At 74.3% G+C, this 17,170-nt stretch carries 16 protein-coding genes and 3 pseudogenes; 10 read left to right on the forward strand and 9 right to left on the reverse strand.

Going from position 1 to position 17,170, the window contains the following annotated elements:
• Window positions 1-2: 2 nt before the first annotated feature.
• The 5 genes and pseudogenes from AB0O09_RS12530 to AB0O09_RS12550 form a co-directional block, all read right to left on the reverse strand.
• Window positions 3-875 (reverse strand): carbohydrate-binding protein, encoded by an 873-nt coding sequence (locus AB0O09_RS12530; protein ID WP_363541574.1) that lies wholly within the window; start codon window positions 873-875, stop codon window positions 3-5.
• Between the two features lie 110 nt (window positions 876-985).
• Window positions 986-1,921 carry a helix-turn-helix domain-containing protein gene (locus AB0O09_RS12535; RefSeq protein ID WP_363541575.1) on the reverse strand — a complete coding sequence of 312 codons (936 nt, stop codon included), beginning with the start codon at window positions 1,919-1,921 and terminating at the stop codon, window positions 986-988.
• Between the two features lie 66 nt (window positions 1,922-1,987).
• A complete protein-coding gene (gene helR, locus AB0O09_RS12540; RefSeq protein ID WP_363541577.1) occupies window positions 1,988-4,153 on the reverse strand; it encodes an RNA polymerase recycling motor ATPase HelR in 2,166 nt (721 codons plus the stop codon).
• Between the two features lie 224 nt (window positions 4,154-4,377).
• Window positions 4,378-4,568, reverse strand: a pseudogene (locus AB0O09_RS12545) (DNA alkylation repair protein); the annotation flags it as partial.
• A 165-nt stretch (window positions 4,569-4,733) separates the two neighbouring features.
• A pseudogene (locus AB0O09_RS12550) lies at window positions 4,734-4,826 on the reverse strand (IS5/IS1182 family transposase); the annotation flags it as partial.
• 495 nt (window positions 4,827-5,321) lie between these two features.
• Here AB0O09_RS12550 and AB0O09_RS12555 point away from each other — a divergent pair.
• From AB0O09_RS12555 to AB0O09_RS12565, 3 genes are all read left to right on the forward strand, one after another.
• Complete coding sequence (locus AB0O09_RS12555; protein WP_363541578.1) at window positions 5,322-5,780, forward strand: hypothetical protein; 459 nt, start codon at window positions 5,322-5,324, stop codon at window positions 5,778-5,780.
• Window positions 5,781-5,842: 62 nt separating this feature from the next.
• The gene (locus AB0O09_RS12560; protein WP_363541579.1) at window positions 5,843-6,154 is read left to right on the forward strand and encodes a trypco2 family protein; all 312 of its coding nucleotides are present in this window, start codon (window positions 5,843-5,845) and stop codon (window positions 6,152-6,154) included.
• Window positions 6,144-9,170 (forward strand): trypsin-like peptidase domain-containing protein, encoded by a 3,027-nt coding sequence (locus tag AB0O09_RS12565; RefSeq protein WP_363541580.1) that lies wholly within the window; start codon window positions 6,144-6,146, stop codon window positions 9,168-9,170. Before AB0O09_RS12560 ends, AB0O09_RS12565 begins: the two co-directional genes overlap by 11 nt.
• A gap of 66 nt (window positions 9,171-9,236) precedes the next feature.
• Here AB0O09_RS12565 and AB0O09_RS12570 read toward each other — a convergent pair.
• A pseudogene (locus tag AB0O09_RS12570) lies at window positions 9,237-9,440 on the reverse strand (IS5/IS1182 family transposase); the annotation flags it as partial.
• 80 nt (window positions 9,441-9,520) lie between these two features.
• Window positions 9,521-9,946, reverse strand: a complete 426-nt coding sequence (locus tag AB0O09_RS12575) for an ATP-binding protein (protein ID WP_363541581.1) — start codon at window positions 9,944-9,946, stop codon at window positions 9,521-9,523.
• Window positions 9,947-10,177: 231 nt separating this feature from the next.
• On the opposite strand from AB0O09_RS12575, the gene AB0O09_RS12580 reads away from it, so the two are divergent.
• Window positions 10,178-10,591, forward strand: coding sequence for a hypothetical protein (locus AB0O09_RS12580; RefSeq protein WP_363541582.1), 414 nt, complete (start codon window positions 10,178-10,180; stop codon window positions 10,589-10,591).
• On the opposite strand, the gene AB0O09_RS12585 is transcribed toward AB0O09_RS12580, so the two are convergent.
• The gene (locus tag AB0O09_RS12585; protein ID WP_363541583.1) at window positions 10,570-11,055 is read right to left on the reverse strand and encodes a hypothetical protein; all 486 of its coding nucleotides are present in this window, start codon (window positions 11,053-11,055) and stop codon (window positions 10,570-10,572) included. The two genes, AB0O09_RS12580 and AB0O09_RS12585, sit on opposite strands and share 22 nt — an antisense overlap.
• Window positions 11,056-11,302: 247 nt before the next feature.
• Window positions 11,303-12,742: an MDR family MFS transporter gene (locus AB0O09_RS12590; protein ID WP_363541584.1), complete on the reverse strand. Its 1,440-nt coding sequence runs from the start codon at window positions 12,740-12,742 to the stop codon at window positions 11,303-11,305.
• Between the two features lie 92 nt (window positions 12,743-12,834).
• On the opposite strand from AB0O09_RS12590, the gene AB0O09_RS12595 reads away from it, so the two are divergent.
• The 6 genes from AB0O09_RS12595 (at window position 12,835) to AB0O09_RS12620 (ending at window position 17,108) form a co-directional block, all read left to right on the forward strand.
• Window positions 12,835-13,395 (forward strand): TetR/AcrR family transcriptional regulator, encoded by a 561-nt coding sequence (locus AB0O09_RS12595; protein ID WP_363541585.1) that lies wholly within the window; start codon window positions 12,835-12,837, stop codon window positions 13,393-13,395.
• Window positions 13,396-13,448: 53 nt separating this feature from the next.
• Window positions 13,449-13,901 carry a hypothetical protein gene (locus tag AB0O09_RS12600; protein WP_363541586.1) on the forward strand — a complete coding sequence of 151 codons (453 nt, stop codon included), beginning with the start codon at window positions 13,449-13,451 and terminating at the stop codon, window positions 13,899-13,901.
• A gap of 175 nt (window positions 13,902-14,076) precedes the next feature.
• Window positions 14,077-14,721: a GAP family protein gene (locus AB0O09_RS12605; RefSeq protein ID WP_363541587.1), complete on the forward strand. Its 645-nt coding sequence runs from the start codon at window positions 14,077-14,079 to the stop codon at window positions 14,719-14,721.
• A gap of 92 nt (window positions 14,722-14,813) precedes the next feature.
• Window positions 14,814-15,671: a hypothetical protein gene (locus AB0O09_RS12610; RefSeq protein WP_363541588.1), complete on the forward strand. Its 858-nt coding sequence runs from the start codon at window positions 14,814-14,816 to the stop codon at window positions 15,669-15,671.
• A gap of 40 nt (window positions 15,672-15,711) precedes the next feature.
• Entirely contained in the window at window positions 15,712-16,440 is a 729-nt protein-coding gene (locus AB0O09_RS12615; RefSeq protein ID WP_363541590.1) for an NAD-dependent epimerase/dehydratase family protein, read from the forward strand.
• 35 nt (window positions 16,441-16,475) lie between these two features.
• Window positions 16,476-17,108: an ATP-binding protein gene (locus AB0O09_RS12620; RefSeq protein ID WP_363541591.1), complete on the forward strand. Its 633-nt coding sequence runs from the start codon at window positions 16,476-16,478 to the stop codon at window positions 17,106-17,108.
• Window positions 17,109-17,170 lie beyond the last annotated feature (62 nt).

Here is a 17,170-nt window from a genome sequence, read left to right on the forward strand (position 1 = left end):
CGTCAGACCCGCCGCCACAGCGCCGGCACGTTCGGCGGCTCCCAGCCGGCGAAGGCGGTGTGCGCCTGGATGCAGACGTAGCCGACGCCGTCGTAGGTGACCGCGTCGCCGACCCGGTACGCCGTGCCGGCCCGCCAGGTGCCGCCCGGCGTCGGCCCGGTCGGGGTCGGGGTGGGCCCGGTGGGTGACGGGGACGGCGACGGTGACTGGGGCACGTCCAGGACGAAGTCGAAGGACGCCTCCCGCCCGGGCCCGGACTGCCGGACGGTCATCACCAGCCGCGGGTCGAAGACGGTGTCCGTCGAGTTCCTCGGCTCGCCGGGGAAGTACAGCTGGGTGGTCAGCACCGGGCGGCCGGGGGCCTGCAGCTTCACGTGCAGGTGCCGGGTGCGGCCCGGGTACAGCCCGGGCACCACGGTGGTCAGGGTGAACCGGCCCTGCTCGTCGCTGAACTGGTGCCCGCGGAAGCCGTACCCGGAGTTGTCGTAGGCCCCGGCGGTGTCCGCCTGCCAGAAGTCGAGCAGCACGCCCGCCAGCGGCCGGCAGGCCCGGCCGAAGACGTAGCCGCTCACCGTCAGCGGTGTGCCGGAGCCGGTCAGCACGGTGCGCAGCGGCGAGCCCGGCTTGAAGTACGGGCCCTCGATCTGCTCGGTGGTCGGCTCGTCGCCGTCGTGGCAGGCCGGTGTCAGGCCCACCGGGCCGCCGCCGCCGTCGCGGGCCAGCGCTGCGCCGCCGCCGAGCAGGACGGGGGCGGCGCCGGCCAGCACGGCGGCCTTGAGCAGGTTCTTGCGGGTGATCCCGGGCTCGCCGGTCGGCCGGGACTGCGGTCGCTCCTGGGGCCGGCCCTGGGGCTGCGGCGGAGGTGGAATGGGCATGGCGGATCGCTCCGTTCGGGGGTGGGGGCGCAGGACCGTGGGGGTGTCCTGCGCATGACAGGCAACGTCCGGCGGCGGTGCGGGAGCGACCCGCCCGCCGTGCACCGACGCTACGGCCGGGCCGTCCGCAGGTCGATGGACTCGGCGCCCGGGCCGTGGTGCTTTCCTCCGCCCGTGCCCGCGCGGAACTCCCCGGGCGTCAGCCCGACCTCGCGGCGGAAGAAGCGGCAGAAGTACGCCGGGTCGGCGAAGCCCGCGGCCGCCGCGACCTGGCGGACGGTCAGGTCCGTGGCGCTCAGCAGCCGCTTCGCCTCCAGGGTCTGCTGCTGGCGGATCAGCCGTGCGGGGGTGCGGCCGGTCGTCTCCCGGACGAGTTCGTGCAGCCGCCCGGTGGAGACGCCCAGCTCCCGGGCGTAAGAGCCGACGGACCGGTCCGCCCGGCCGGGCTCGGCGACCAGCCGGCCGAACCGGTCGACCAGCGGGTGCGGCCGCGCCGCCGCCGACTCCGCGGCCGGCGGTGCCTGCCGCGGCCGGTCGGGCAGTGCCCGCACGGCGCGTACCAGCAGGACGTGCAGCAGCGCCTGCAGCACACCCGGGTGACCCGCCCCGGCCGTGCGGTACTCACCGTCCAGGTCGGCGAGCAGCCCGGCCAGCCGGCGCGCCTCCGCACGGTCGGGCCGCAGCGGCGGGGCGCCGGCCAGCTCCCGGGCCAGTGCCGTGTCCTCGGGGTGGCGCAGCAGGAAGTCCTCCTCGAACAGCAGCACCCAGCCGTCCAGCCCCGCGGCCCGAGCCCAGTGGTGGACCTGGCCCGGCACGATGGCGCAGAGCTGCGGCGGACGCAGCGGCTGGTCCGCGAGATCGAGGACGTGGCTGCCGCGGCCGGCGGTGACGTAGGCCAGCTCGTAGAAGGAGTGCCGGTGGGGGAAACCGGCCCGGGAGAGCGGGCCGATGGTGTCGAAGGTGCCGACGGCGAACGGCAGCCGGCCCCGGTCCGGCACCGCCAGTCGATGCAACTCGATCTCGGGCGTGCCTCGTTGACGACTCATCGGGCAAGTCTCCCGACCCGGCCCGAACCCGTCCAGTGGTCCAGACCATGGCCGGGCTCCGGTGCGTCAGGGGCCGGTCAGCACGGCCAGTTGCCGGGTCGCCCGGGTCATCGCGACGTAGCGGTCGACCGCGCCTCCGACACCCCCGCCGAACCCCTCCGGGTCGACCAGCACCACCAGGTCGAACTCCAGCCCCTTGGACAGCTCCGGGGTCAGCGAACGGACCCGGCCCGTCCCCCGGAACGAGGGTGCGCCGATCACGCACGCCGTCCCGTCGGGCGAGGAGGCGAGCCAGCCGTCGAGCACCGAGTCCAGGTCCGCCACGGACCCGTGGAGGACCGGGATCCCGCTGCTGCGCACCGAGACCGGCACGTTGGCGTCCGGCAGCACGGCCCGGACGACGGGTTCGGCCTCCGCCATGACCTCCTGCGGCGTGCGGTAGTTGATGCCCAGCGAGGCCAGCTCGATCCGGTCCAGCCCCACCCGCTCCAGGCGCTCCTGCCAGGACTCCGGGAAGCCGTGCCGCGCCTGCGCGCGGTCCCCGACGATCGTGAAGCTCCGGGACGGGCAGCGCTGCAGCAGCATCTGCCACTCCGCGTCGGTGAGCTCCTGCGCCTCGTCCACGACGATGTGCGCGAACGGCCCGGCCAGCCGGTCCGGGTCGGTGCCGGGCAGCGCGCTCCCGTCGACCAGGCTGTCCTGGAGGTCCCGGCCGCGCAGCATGGTCACCGCGCCCTCGCCGTCGTCGTCGGCCCGGAGCAGGTCGTCGATGACCCCGGCCATCCGCTCGCGCTCGGCGGCGACCGCGGCCTCCCGGCGGCGTCGGTGCCGGGCCGCCTCCGGGTCGCCGAGCCGCTGCCGTGCGGCGTCCAGCAGCGGCAGGTCGGACACCGTCCACGCCCGGGCGTCCGCGCGCTGCAGCAGCCGGACCTCCTCGCGGCTCAACCAGGGGGCGCACAGCCGCAGGTAGGCGGGCACCGACCACAGGTCGCCGACCAGGTCGGCCGCCTCGATCGTCGGCCAGGCCCGGTGGAGGGTCGTGACCAGCTCCCGGTCCTGCAGCAGCGACCTGCGGAACAGGTCGCGCGGCGGCGCCTCCTCCTCCCCGTGCTCGTCCTCGTGCCGGTCCAGCAGGATCGTGACCAGTTCCTCCCAGATCTGGTCGCGCGCCTCGTTGTGCGGCGTGCCCGGATCGGGCGCGTCGAAGGCGTCGGCCCAGTCCGCGGCGCTCAGCCGGAGGTCGGACCAGTGCGTCGACACCGTCATCCCCTCGGTCGGCGGCTCCTCGTAGATCCGCACCGCCGCCTCGATCGCCTTCACCATGGCCGCCGACGACTTCAGCCGGGCCGCCTCCGGGTCGCCCTCGACGCCCGCGCCGGCGCCCTCGGCGACCAGGTCCCGCAGGGTGCAGGTCTGCACGCCGTCCTCGCCGAGGCTCGGCAGCACGTCGGCGACGTACGCCAGGTACGGCTGGTGCGGGCCCACGAACAGCACGCCGCCGCGGCGGTGGCCGAGCCGCGGGTCGGAGTGCAGCAGGTAGGCGGAGCGGTGCAGCGCGACGACCGTCTTGCCGGTGCCCGGGCCGCCGTCGACCACCAGCGCCCCGCGGGAGCCCGCGCGGACGATCGCGTCCTGGTCGGCCTGTATGGTGCCGAGCACGTCCCGCATCCGGGCCGACCGGCTGCTGCCCAGGCCGGCGATGAAGGCCGACTGGTCGTCCAGTGCGGCATGCCCCTCCAGGCCGTCCGCCGTGAACACTTCGTCCCAGTAGTCGCCGATCCGGCCGCGCGTCCACCGGTACCGGCGGCGGCTCGCCAGGCCCATCGGGTTGCCGTGCGTCGCGGCGAAGAACGGCTCGGCCGCGGGGGTGCGCCAGTCGATCAGCAGCCGGCGGCCGGTGTCGTCGGTCAGGCCGAGCCGCCCGACGTACACCGGATCGGCGCCGTCCGCGGCGACGATCCGGCCGAGGCACAGGTCCAGCCCGAAGCGGCGCAGCGCGCGCAGCCGGGCGGTCAGCCGGTGGATCTCCGCGTCCCGGTCCATCGCCGCCCGGCCCGGGCCGCCCGGCGCCCTGCGCATCTCGTCGAGGCGGCCGGACAGTTCGGCGGTCTCCCGGTCCAGGGTCCTCGCGACGGTCGCGAAGTGCCGCTCGTCGTCGGCGATCAGCGCCGGGTCCGCCTTGGCGGCGAGGTGCCCGGGCAGGTCGAACGCACCGGTGGCCGAAGGGTTCATCTCACGCACTCCGATCCGAGGCCGCACCCGCACCGTCCCGCGTCCCGTGAACGGGCATACCTGAACACACGTCGTGAATCTCCCAAATCCGCAGCTACCGGCTCAGACGAGCGATTGTGCGGCACCACGGGGGCCTTGCCGCAAGACCCCCGGTGCGCTATACGTTGAGAGTGGCAAGGGGCGGGTTCGCTCCCTTGCCTTCGTCGTCCGCCCGGCCGGACAACCCTCCCCGCAGCCCTCGGACGGCAGATCAGGTGGCCGGCAGCCGCGCCGCCGAGTCGCCCGTCGCCCGGAGCCCGCGGGCGAACTCCTGCTGCGTCTTCAGCCGCTTCGCGAGCGCGCGCAGCTTGCCGAGGTCCACGCCGTGGTCGTCGCCGTGCCGCGCGTTCACCTCGCGCGTCCCCGGGTCCTCCAGGGCGGCAGCGCGGCCCTCGCCCCTGCCGCCTCCGTGCCGGTCGGGCCTCGCCCCGGTCACTCCGGTCTCCCGCCCCTCGGGTCCGCCCGCTCTAGAGATCGTCTTCAAAGATCAAATCCAGAGCAGGATGGACGCGATGGTGACGGCGGCCCGGTAGAACTCGCGGGTCTCGTCGTAGCGGGTGGCCAGGCCGTGCCACTGCTTGAGCCGGTTGAAGCAGCGTTCGACGACGTTGCGAAGGCGGTAGGTCTGTCGGTCGAAGCTGATCGAGTGCCTTCACCGCCGCCACGGCCGTGTCGGCATCGACGATCCTGCCCACCACCTCGGCGAAGTCCGGCAGCGGCTCGCGTGGAGGTAGCCGGGACATCGCTGCACGGTGCCAGCGGGCCGCCCGCGCGGTGTTGCGCAGCACGTTGGTTGCGACTCCCAACAGCCAGGCCCGCGGGTTGAGCACGTCACCGCGCAGCCGCCAGGCCTCGAGGAACGTCAGGGACACCACGCCGTCGGCCAGCTCCCGTCCCCCGTCGCTCTGACCGCATGCAGGTACACCGTCCTGGCGTGCTCATCGAAGAGTAAGGCGAAGGCGCGCCGATCACCGGCCGGGCTCTGCTGATGGGGCAAGAAGGACTCCACACACTTTCCGTGTCCGCAGCAGCGGAGCGATTCCAAGAATTTTTCGTCGACCCAGCAGAACCACTCCCGTGCGGGCCCGGACCGGTCACCCCAACGCAAGTCTCCGTGTGCATCGTGGCCATGAGAACCGGAGCCGGCCCCGGCGTTGGCGCCGCATCCAGCAACCGAGATGAGTCTCGCGCCGTCGCTTTCTTGCCGCGGGACGGGCAGTGGGTTCGCCAGCGCGGCCGGTTCCACCGACGACCCCGGCTGCGCATCATCAGCCGGCACCTGTCCGGCGACGTCGCCCGCGACCTGTTCGCCGCCCGCGACGCGGGCGCCGCCGAGGACGCTCAGGCCGCCATCCTCGCCGCTGGTCGCCAGGAGCACTGCTTGCGCGCCGGCGGCCACCACGCCGGCGGCCTCGCGTTGGAGTTCTCCAATGGCCGACTTGGGCTCGCCCCGGCCCAGCGGAAGAACGCCGACGCGGCCCGGGTCGAATTCGCCATCGAGCAGTACACCGGCGATATCGCGGACGAGCTTCGCACCTGGGTGAAGGTCCTCCGCGGAGACGGGCGTTGGGAGCACCCGACCTCATGACGGACCGTGACATCCTTTAGGCTGAACAGTGATTGGGGAACGAGCGGGTTGGGGGCTGGGTCGTGGATGATGCCGTCGAGCTGGCGGAGATGATCGCGCAGTTGCGCCGGGAGCTGAGCCGGGCGATGGCCGAGGGCGAGGACGCGGGTCTGCGCTTCCGGGCCGAGCGCGTCGAGTTGGAGCTGACCGTGGGCGTGGAGCGGAGCCACGAGCCCGGGGTGAAGGTGCGGTTCTGGGTGTTTGACGCGGGTGTGTCGGTGAAGCGCTCGGCTACGACCACGCAGAAGCTCACCCTGGTGCTGCAGCCCGTCCGCGCCCACGCCCCGGACCGGATGGCCCTGATCTCCGGAGACGAGCTGTTCGGTGAGGACTGACCGGGAACCCGCGGACCGGGACGCCGCGGACCCGGAGGCTGCGGACCGAGGCCTGGACCCGCACCGCATCGCTGAGGTCATCGCCACCTCCGCCGCCGGAAGGGGGCGGCGCGGATCCGGCTACCGAGTCGGCGACACCGCGGTCCTGACAGCCTGGCACGTGGTGGCGGAGGCCGCGGAGGTGCGCGTGCGCTTCGACGCCGACCGCGCCGGACAGTGGGCGGCACAGGCCGCGGTGTCCTGGGCGGACCCCGGAACCGACCTGGCAGTGCTCAGCTTCACGCCGCCGGGCGCGCAGTCCGTGCCTCCCGCCCGGTTCGGTCGCATCCCCGACGATCGCCACGCCGTGGTCGCCGTCCACGCGGCGGGATTCCCGCTGTGGAAGCAGCGACGTCGTGCCGACGGGCGCGCCTTCCGGGAACTGCACCAGGCCGACGGGACCGTCGCGGCACTGTCCAACCTGAGGACCGGCACCCTGGAGCTCACCGTGCCGGCGGCCGCGGCCGACCCGGACCCCGCGGTGTCGCCGTGGTCAGGGATGTCAGGCGCAGCGGTCTGGGCGGGAAGCCGCATCGTCGGCGTGGTCGCCGAACATCACCGCGGGGAGGGGATGGGCCGACTGACCGCGGCCCGGATCGACCACGCGCTGCGACGGGTCGACGAGCCGCAGCGACGCGAGCTCGTCCGGCTGCTGGCGATACCCGATCCGGAGGCGCTCCCGCGTTCGGCCGCCGAGTCGGCAAACGCGGAGCCCGAACCCCCTGAGCCGGCGGGCTTCCGGGTCATCGGGCTGCCCGTGGCTCACGGGCTGGAACTGTTCAAGGACCGGACCGAGGCGCGCGAGACGATCGGCCGCTGTCTCGCGGACCCGGCCATCCGCGTGGTGACCGTCACCGGGCGGCGCGGTATGGGCAAGAGCGCGGTCGCGGCCAAGGTCATGGAAGGGCTGGCGAACGGGGAGTGGCCCGGCCGGGTGTCCGCGCCCCTGCCGTCCGCACTCGTCAACCTGAGCACCCGCACGACCGGGGTCTCGCTGGAGCGCGTGTACTTCGACTGCGCCCGGGTACTCGGCCCCGACCGCGAGCGGCGCCTCCAGGAGGTCTGGTCCTCGAACCGGCCCGTGCCGGAGAAGGTCGGAGAGCTCTTCTCCGCGATGGGGGACGAGCTCGTCGTCATCCTCATGGACAACCTCGAGGACCGGCTCCAGGACGACGGCCGCCTCGACGACGAGGACCTCGCCGTCTTCTTCGACTGCCTCTTCCGGACCAGGGCCACGCCCCGACTGCTGGTCACCTCGCAGGTACCGCTGCGCCTCGCACCGGAGCTGCGGCGCTTCGCCGTCGAGGTCGAGCTGTCCGACGGACTGCCCGCCGGTGACTCGGTGGCGCTGCTGCGAGAGCTCGACCGGGACGGGAGCCTCGGCGTCGGGCAACTCTCAGACGCGGAGCTGCTCCGCGCCTCGGTCCATGTCCACGGTGTGCCGAGGGCGTTGGAGCTCCTTGTGGGCGCGATGGCCGACGACATGCTCACCCTGCCGACGCTGCGCGAGATCCTGGAGGACTTCACCTTGCGCGGGGATGTGGTCGCGGGCCTCGCCGAGGACCGGTACCACCGGCTCGGTCCCGAAGGCCGCACCGTGTTGAACGTCCTCGCGGTGCTGCGCACACCGGTGCCGCGCCAGGCGATCGAGTGGATCGTCGCCGGGCTCGCGCCGGAACTCGATCTCGCCGTGGTGCTGGCCGAACTGCTCCGGGTGCACATGCTCTCGGTCGACCGGGCGAGCCGCACATTCGCGCTGCACCCGATGGACGCCGACCTGGCGTACGGAGCCATGCCCCTGGACGGCCCGCTGGGACGCCGGTCCGTGGAGCGGCGGGCAGCCGACTGGTACGCGGGGATCGCCCCGCCCCGCGAGACCTGGCGCACTCTGGACGATATCCAGCCGTACCGGCGCGAGTTCGAGCACCGGACCCGCGCCGGGGAACCGGACCAGGCCGCGCTGGTCCTCGGCAAGATCAGCGAGTGGATGATCTGGCGCGGAGGAGTGGCCGCAGTGATTTCGATGCACCTGACCCTGGAGGGACAGTTGACGGACGACCGGGCACGCCTCGCCCATCTCATCGGCTTCGGGCACGCACGGCTCAGCGCGGGTCCGATGGCGGATGCCGTCGCCCTGTTCACCCAGGCCGCCGATCTGGCGGAACGCCATGGTGAGCGTGGATCCTTGAGGGACGCCCTGTTCGGCCTGGGCGACGCGCACCGGCAGCTCGGTAGCCTCGACGCCGCGGCGAAGCCGCTGGCCCGGGCCGCCCAACTAGCGCAGGAGACGGGCGATACGGATGGCGAGGCGCACGCGCTGCTGAGCCTCAGCCTCACCCACAGCTACCTCGGCGAAGGCACGGCCGCGCTCGCCGGCGCGGACCGCCTGCGCGGCCTGGCGCGCGGGTCCGGCGACCGTCTCACAGAGGCGCGTTCATGGAACGCGCGCGCCATCGCACTCCTGGTGCTGGGCCGTTGGGAGGACGTGCTCCCGGCCGGCGACGAAGCCATCCGCGGATACCGGGACGCGGGCGTGAGCGAAGCCGTCAACTACGCCTTCAACGCCCAGGGCATTGCCCTACTGGCGCTGGGCCGCCGGGCGGAGGCGGTCACCGCCCTGGAGGCGGCGCTGGACGAGTCGCTGCAGATGGAGAATCCCCGCGCCGTCGGGGTGTCGCTGTTCGATCTGGCATGGGCCTACTGGACCGAGGAGCGGTACGACCGAGCGGCCGACGCCGCGGACCGGGCGGCGGCGTCGCTCCGGCTCGCCGGAGCGACGGAGGCAGCGGCGGCGGAAGCCCTCGCCGAGGCGGCCCGGGCCGTGCCCGCCTCCCAGCCCGCGGCAGCCGCCGACGCCCTCACCCGCGCCGCCGATGGCATCGTCGGCAACGTCGAACTCGTCCGCCCGGCCTGGTTCCTCGCCGAGGCCGAGCGTCTGCGCGGCCAGGACCTGGGCCGGAGCGGGGGTGCGTCGTAGACCGCGCCTCCCGGCCCGCGAACGGGCGCAGGCGTTCGGCTCAGAAAGTGTTGGGTACGTGGGTGACTACTCGTTCTTGAGGTCGTCGGCGAGGCGGCGGGCTGCTTCGGTCTCGATGGGACCGCGCGGTTCGACCTCCTCACCGGCGAGGCGAGCGGCCATGAGCCGGATCATCGTGACCTTGATCATCGCCTCGGCGTGCGCGGTCTTGCGCTCGTAGTCCCTCGCCAACCGTCTGTACCGCCCCAGCCGGGAAAACGTCCGCTCCAACTCGGCAGGAACCGCGAGAGCGCGGCCCACTCGACATCCGAAAGCTCGTGACGACGTATCACGCCCGACATGATCGCTCATCACTTGATCATCTTTGAAGACACACCCCAGGCCTCCTCCTTCGGCAGGAGGCGGAACCAGAGCTGCTTGCCCGCGGCGTCCCTCTCGTACCCCCAGCTCTCGCTGAGCGCGGCGATGAGGTGCAGTCCCCGGCCGCCCTCCGCCTCGCCGTCCGGTGCGGCCGTCGGCTCGTGGCGGGGCACCGTGCGGGAGAAGTCCCGGACGTGGCAGAGCAGTTCACCGGAGCGGCTGTCGTGGCTGATGCGGATCCGGACGGCGGGCCCGGCGGTGTGCTCGACGGCGTTGGCGACCGCCTCGGAGATCAGCAGGCGCGCGTCGTCGGCGACGGTGCAGTCCGCCACCAGCGCGGTCACCGTGTGCCGGGCCCTGGTCACGGCCTGGGGAACACGGGGCAGGGTGAGGTCCGCCGCGATCAGGGTATGCATGGCTCTCGTCCTCCAAGGGCGGGGTCCGTCCCACGAGGTCCGACGATGCGCGTCCCCGGTCGCCCTCCCACTGCGTGTGCGAGCGCTGTGCCGACGGGCGCTGCGTCTACGAGCACTGTGCCGGCGAGCACTGTGTCTACGAGCGTAGACCGCGCGGTGGACCGGGGGATGCGACGATCGGCCCGTCGTCGCGGGACGAAAGTCCGAGCGCGGCCCCGGTAGGGTGCCGCCATGACCGAGCCGGTGCGCTTCCCCGTCCGTCCGGTGCGCTCCGTGCGGTACCGCAAGCACGGCGTCGGCGGCTGCGGCCCGTTCGTCGACGTCACCCTGGACTTCGAGCCCGCCGAGGAGGGTGTCGTCTTCGAGGTGGCGTCCGGTGTGCTGGCCGACTGGGACTGGCCGGAGGACCTGCCGGTCTTCTTCGCCGCCTGCGAGCACGGCGTCCGCGACGAACTCTCCGCGGCGGCGCCCGGCACCCGGCCCGCCGTGCGGGTGGTGCTGACCGGCGCCCGCGCCCACGCCGTCGACTCCAGCGAGTACGCCTTCCTGCTCGGCGGCCGGCACGCGACCCGCGAAGCCCTCGCGAGAGCCGCGGCCCGGGACGCGCCCGCGCCGGACGGAGGTCAGTCCTCGGCGCCGAGGTAGACGGCCAGACCCTCCAGCTGCATCCGCCGTTCGACGAAGAACCGCGAGGCCGCCACCACCGCACCCCCGACGGCGCCCAGCAGCGCCGCCGTCGTGCCCTCGCCGCTGCCGACACTGCCGAGGCTCGCGTACGCGCCGAGCACCGCACCGACCAGGACCGGGCCCCGCTCGTCCGGCTCCGCGTGCTCGACGATCTCCACGAGGGCCACCGCGAGGCGGCTCGCACCGGCCCGGTCCCTGATCCGTGCGGCGCAGCCGGCCGGGTCGGTGCCGTCGAAGGCCAGCCGTCCGAGCTCGCGCACGTCCTCGACCTCGTCCCGGGTGAGCCCGACCGTGGTGAGCCGCAGCAGGTGGTAGCGCAGCCGTCCGAGCGCGGCGTCCTCGAAGACGAAGTCCCGGGCGATGCGGAACGCCCTGCCGGTCTCGGGGGAGGGACCCGGATCCTGGGCACGGCTCGTGGGCACGGTGGTCCCTTCCTGGAAGCGCAGGCGGTCGCCGGACCGGTTCTCGGCATCCGTCCGGTCATCCGTGCCCGGTTCGGCCGCCGTCCGACCACCCGTCCTGCGGATCTGCCCCGACCGGGCGAGCGGCCGGACGACCGCTGCCGTCGTCCGGGTGCCCGGGGAGTGCGGCACCCCGCCCGGCGGGTGCTGTCGGCCGGAAGTCGCCGGCCGGAAGCCGCCGGTCGGGAGCGGTCGACCGTTCGGGTGATCAGGGGCGCCGGCGGCCGGGCAGCAGCATGCAGAGCGGCACGGCGACGGCGGTGAGGCCGGCCGACCACCAGAAGGCGTCGGCGAAGCCGCCGGCCAGGGCGTCCGGGGTGCGGGCTCCGCCCGTGGCGTGCTGGAGGACGACCGCGAGCGCGGCGGTGCCCACCGAGCCGCCGACCTGCTGGGCGATCCGGGTGATGATGCTCGCGTCCGGGATCTCCCGGTGTCCCAGGCCGGTGAAGACGGCGCCGCTGAGCGGGATCATGACGGCGCCCATGCCGATGCCGCGGAGGAGCAGTGCGGCCATCAGCGGCAGCTCGCCGGAGCCGGCGGTGGCGAGCGCGAACGGCACGGTCGCGGCGGTCGTGAGCACGAACCCGGCGAGGGCGACCGGACGCGGCCCGAGACGGTCGGTGAGGCCGCCGGCCAGGGTGCGGGCGAGCAGCGCGCCGACGCCCTGCGGGACGAGGAGCAGCCCGGCGCCGAGCGCGTCCTCGCCGCGGACCTGCTGCCAGTACAGCGGCAGCAGCAGCATCGCCCCGTACAGGGCGGCGCCGGCCAGGAAGCCCAGGGCGGAGGACGAGGCCAGCGCCCGATGGCGCAGGAGCCGCAGGTCGACCAGGGCACCGGTGCGGGTCAGGGCCCGTGCGGTGAATCCGCCGGTCAGGGCGAGCCCGCCGAGCAGCGGCACCAGCACCCCGGCGCTCGCGAAGCCCGCGCTGCCCGCGACCCGGGACAGGCCGTAGACGGTCGCCGCGACCCCCGGGGAGAGCAGTAGCAGGCCGGCGGCGTCGAGACGGGTGCGGGGGCCGTCGGGTGCGGGCCGGTCGTCGGGCAGGTTGCGCCGGGCCAGCCAGGCGCCGACGGCGCAGAAGGGCACGTTGACGAGGAAGAGCCAGCGCCAGTCGGCCACGCTCAGCACGACGCCGCCCAGCACGGGGCCGAGGACGGGACCGAGTGCGGTGGGCAGGGTGACGGCGGCCATCACCCGGCCGATGTTGCGCCCCTTCGCGGCCTGGACGACCAGGGTGGCCATGAGCGGCATCATGATGCCGCCGCCGATCCCCTGGACGACGCGGAAGACGATGAGGGCGGGCGCGTTCCACGCCAGGGCGCTCAGCACCGAGCCGAGCAGGAACACGCCCAGGGCGGCGATCCACAGGCGCCTGCCGCCGAGCTGGGCCTGCGCCCAGCCGGCGAGCGGGACGGTGGCGAAGACGGCCAGCAGGTAGCCGGTGCTCACCCACTGGATCGTGGCGAGCGGAGCGCCGAGTTCCCGGGCCAGGTCGCCGAGGGCGACGGTGACGACGGTGGTGTCGAAGACGACGGCGAGGGCGCCGACCACGACGGTGAAGGCCGTGCGCCACACGGCGGGGTCGACGCGGTCGGGGTCGGGCGCCGTCGTTCCGGCACCGGCCCCGGTGATCTCGGGGATGCTCACGGGCAACCGCCTTAAGATATAGAGTCCTATCTTGCGGCGCCCAGCGTAGGGCGGCGAAATAAGATAGGCAAGTCTTTCTAATGGAGGTTCGGATGCCCGAGCGGCGCCGCGGGGCGGCACTGGAGAAGGCACTCCTCGACGCGGCCTGGGAGGAGCTCACGGCCAACGGCTACGCCCGGTTCACCATGGACGCCGTCGGCCGCCGCGCCGGCACCAGCCCCCCGGTGCTCTACCGCCGCTGGGCCGACCGCGACGAGCTCGTCCGCGCCGCGATCGCCCACGTCCTGGAGGAGTCCCGGATCGAGGCGCCCGACACCGGGAGCCTGCGCGAGGACGTCCTCACCCTGATGCGGACGATCAACGCCACCCGCGTCCGGCTCGTCACCGTGATGAGCGTGCACCTGGCCGGCTACTACCAGGAGACGGGCACCGGCCCCGGCGACCTCCTCGCCGGCGGGCACGAGCCCAGCGGCGACGTGCTCTTCGAACGGGCCGCCGCCCGCGGCGAGATCGACCCGGACCGCCTCAGCGACCGGATCAAGGCCCTCCCCTTCGACCTGCTGCGCCACGAGATCCTCACGACCTACGCCCCCGTGCCCGACCACGTCCTGGAGGAGATCGTCGACACGATCTTCCTCCCGCTCGTGCGCTGACGGCGGCGGCCGGTCGGATGGGGCGGCGCGGGGTCCGTCGGTAGAATCGGATCATGGCGACGACGATCCGGGTGGCCGTCGAGACCCCGGTGACGGCCGACCGTGTGCTGGAGGCGGCGCACGACTTCTCGCCGCGCAGGGCGGCCGTCTTCCCCGCGGTGTCACCGAAGCACTTCCGGGTGCACCGTGTCGGTGCGTCGTCGGCGGACGTCACGGAGGGCAGCCGGGCCGGCGTGGTCGTCTGGGAGCGCTGCGCCTACGACTGGTCGCGGCCGGGTTCGGTGAAGGCCCGTGTGGTGGACTCCAACGTCTACGCCCCCGGCAGCACCTGGGAGCTCACCGCCACGCCGACCGCGAGCGGGAGCCACGTCGAGATGATCTGGGTCCGGGAGTTCCTCGGCACACCCGGTGCCCGGCTGCTCTCCCTGGCGTACCGGACGGTCGGGCCGCGGATGTTCCGACACGACGCCCGCCGGGTGCTGCGGGCCCTCGAGAACGGGGTGTAGGCGGTGTCCGGCCGCCCGGTGGCATTCCGGGCGGTGTCGGCGTGGTCCGCTTGACCGGTGCGGCGGCGGGCCGGAGAGTCGGGGTGCGGCGCCGCGGGTGCCGCCCGCCCGTGCCCGACCGGCCCGCCCGTCCGGAGACGGCAGGCGGCCCCGACCTCCGGGAGCGGCTGAGGCGATGGTGGTCGACCTGGTCGTGATCGGCACGGCCATCACCCTCGGGCCCCTGCACAACAGCGCCTTCATCCTGCTGCTCTCCTCGCAGCGCGGCGCCCGCAAGGGCCTGGCCTTCGTGCTGTCCTGGCTCGCCAACCTGGTCGCGGTGGTGGTGTGCGTGCTGCTGCTGACCGGCGGAACCCCGCCCGCCCGCCACAGCACCCCGTCGACCGCGGCCGACGCCGCCGAGCTGGCCATCGGCGTCGGCCTGGCGGGCTACGCCGTGTACCGCCGCCGGCGGCCGCCCCGGCCGCACGGCCCGCCGCGCTGGACGGCCCGGGTCGACAACGCCTCGCTCGGCACCGCGGCCGGACTCGCCTGGCTGCTGCAGCCCTGGGCGCTGGTCGGGGCCGGCGCGGCCGTCGTCGTCGACGCCGACCTCTCCTCCCTCACCGACTGGATCGCCCTGATCGTCTACTGCCTGCTGGCCACGCTCAGCCTGGCCGTCATGGAGGTGTACGCCCTCCGGTCGCCGGCCGCCGCGAACGCCCGGCTGAACGCCCTGCGGACCTGGCTGACGCGGCACCAGGAGCGGCTGATCGTCACACTGTCGCTGGTGGCGGGCCTGTACCTGACCGCCAGGGGCATCTACCAGATCGTCGCCTGACGGTCCGTCGACCGTTTCGGTCGTTTCGCCCCGGTGGGCGGGTGCCCCCGCTATCGTCGGCCGGAATGCAACGGCGGCACCGGGGGGTGGCGATGTCAGGGCACTACGGTCCCGGGGTCGGACGGGCGGACGGGGGCGGCTGCGGGTGCGCCGTCCTCCTGCTGTTCCCCGGCTGGTTCGTCGCCGGGTACCTGCTCGCCCTGCCCGCGGTGCTGCCCTGGGTGATGGCCGCCTCCAGCACGCCGCAACCCCCGCTGCAGGCCTCCCAGCGGGCCGTGCTGTGGGCGATCTCCGTCTTCACCGCGCTGCTGCTGGGCTGGATGGCCGGCGGCCGGGGCAGACCGCGACCGGTCGCCCTGCTCGTCCGTGCGGCCCTGATCGGCGCCGCGGCGGCCGGTGCCGCGCTCGCCGCTCCGGCGGTCGTCCGGGCCGGGCTGGCGGGCCGGTCGCTCGGTGACCCGGCGACCCAGGCGGCCGGCGAGCACGTGCTCGCGGCCACCCTCGGCACGGTGGCCTCCGCCGTCGCCACCGCGGTCTGCTACTACGTCGTCCGCTGGTGGGGGCGGCGCGGCGCGGCACCGGCCGCACCCGCGCGGCCGGTGCACATCCCCGTCCGTCCGCGCACCACCGTCCGCCGGCCCGCCCCCGGTGAGGTCTGGCTGGCCGAGATCCCGCTGCGCGAGGACCGCAGCCAGGCGCTGCGGCACTACTGCGTCGTCCTGGAGAGCCACGCCTCGCACGCCACCGTCCTGCAGATCACCAGCCAGTCGAAGGACCACCGCGACGACTTCGTCAAGATGCCCAACGACGGCTGGGACCTGGTCTCCGGCAAGGACCACTGGCTGGAGCTGCGGCGCCGCGACGTGCCGTACCGGCAGTTCCTCAAGAACACCCCGCAGGGGCTCTGTCCGTCGGACACCTGGCAGGAGATCGTCCGCGCCGGGGCCTGAAGGCCGGCCTCAGCCGGCCGCGGGCACGATCCCGAGCAGGGTGCCGATCCGGTGGACCTCGTGGGCGACCGACTGGCCGCCGCTCGCCGCCGTACTGCTCGGCGCCGCCGAGAGCTCCGGAGCCGTCCTCGCCACGGTCGGCAACCTGTACGGCTACGGCGCGGTCGACGGGCCGATGACCGAGGACACCCCGCTGGCCCGCAACACCGTCAAGGGCGCGGTCCGGGCCAAGATGTGGCAGGACGCCGAGGCCCTGCACCGGGCCGGGCGGATCCGCGCCACCGAGGTCCGCGGCTCCGACTACGTCGGCCCCGGCGCGGAGAGCGTGCTCGGCGAGCGCGTGGTGCCCCGGGTGCTCGCCGGCCGAGGCGTCCAGGTGCTCGGCGACCCCGACACCACGCACAGCTGGACGTACACCCTCGCCGCCGCCCGGCTGCTGGTAGCCGTCGGCAGCGACGAACGCGCCTGGGGCCGGCCCTGGCACGTCCCCAGCAACCCGCCGCGCACCCAGCGCGAGGCCGTCGCCGACCTCGCCCGCGCCGCCGGCCTGCCGCCGGTGCCGGTGAGCCGGATCCCCGGCCCGGTGCTCGCCCTGCTCGGTCTGGTGAACCCCACCGTCCGGGCCGTCCGCGAGACCGCCTACCAGCTGGAACGGCCCTTCGTGATGGACTCCGCCGCCGCCGAGCGGACCTTCGGCCTGGCCCCCACCCCCTGGCAGGAGGTGCTGACCGCGGTCGTCGAGGCCCACCGCGGCCCGCAGCCCGGGTGACCGGCGTCCCGGCGCCGGCGGAGTAGGGTCGGGCCGTGCTCCTGTGGATCAACGGCCCCTTCGGCGGCGGCAAGACGCAGACCGCGTACGAACTCCGCCGACGGCTGCCCGGCAGCCTCGTCTGCGACCCCGAGCACCTCGGCTTCGGCCTGCACCGGATGCTGCCGCCCGCCCTGCGCGGCGACTTCCAGGACCTGGAGACGTGGCGCCGGGGTGTCTTCGAGGTCCTCGACCTGGTCCTCGACCGGCACCCCGGGGCCGTCCTCGTGCCGATGACCGTCGTCGACCCGCAGTACTTCCGGGAGACCGTCGGCCGGCTGCGCGACCGTGGCCACGACGTCCGGCACTTCGCCCTGCTCGCGGAACGGGACACGGTGCTCCGCAGGCTGCGCGGCCGCGGCCTCGGCCACGCCCTGCGGGCCGCCGCGGGCAAGGACGCGCCGCTGCGCCGCGAGAGCTTCGCGGTGTCCAGGCTCGACCTGTGCCTGGAGCGCCTGCGGGGCGAGGAGTTCGCCGAGCACCTGTGGACCGACCGGCTGACCGTCGCCCAGGTCGCGGACCGGATCGCCGCGTCGGCCGGGATCCGGCTCGCCCCCGACACCGGCGGCCCGCTGCGCGGCGCCCTCCGGCGGACCTGGACGAGCGTCCGGCACATCCGCTTGGACTGACGGCGCCTCGGCTGACGGGGCCTCCGCTGACGCCGCGTCGGCCGGCGGTAGCGGCGGGATAG

Source organism: Kitasatospora sp. NPDC093679, assembly GCF_040683455.1.
Taxonomy (GTDB): Bacteria; Actinomycetota; Actinomycetes; order Streptomycetales; family Streptomycetaceae; genus Kitasatospora; species Kitasatospora arboriphila.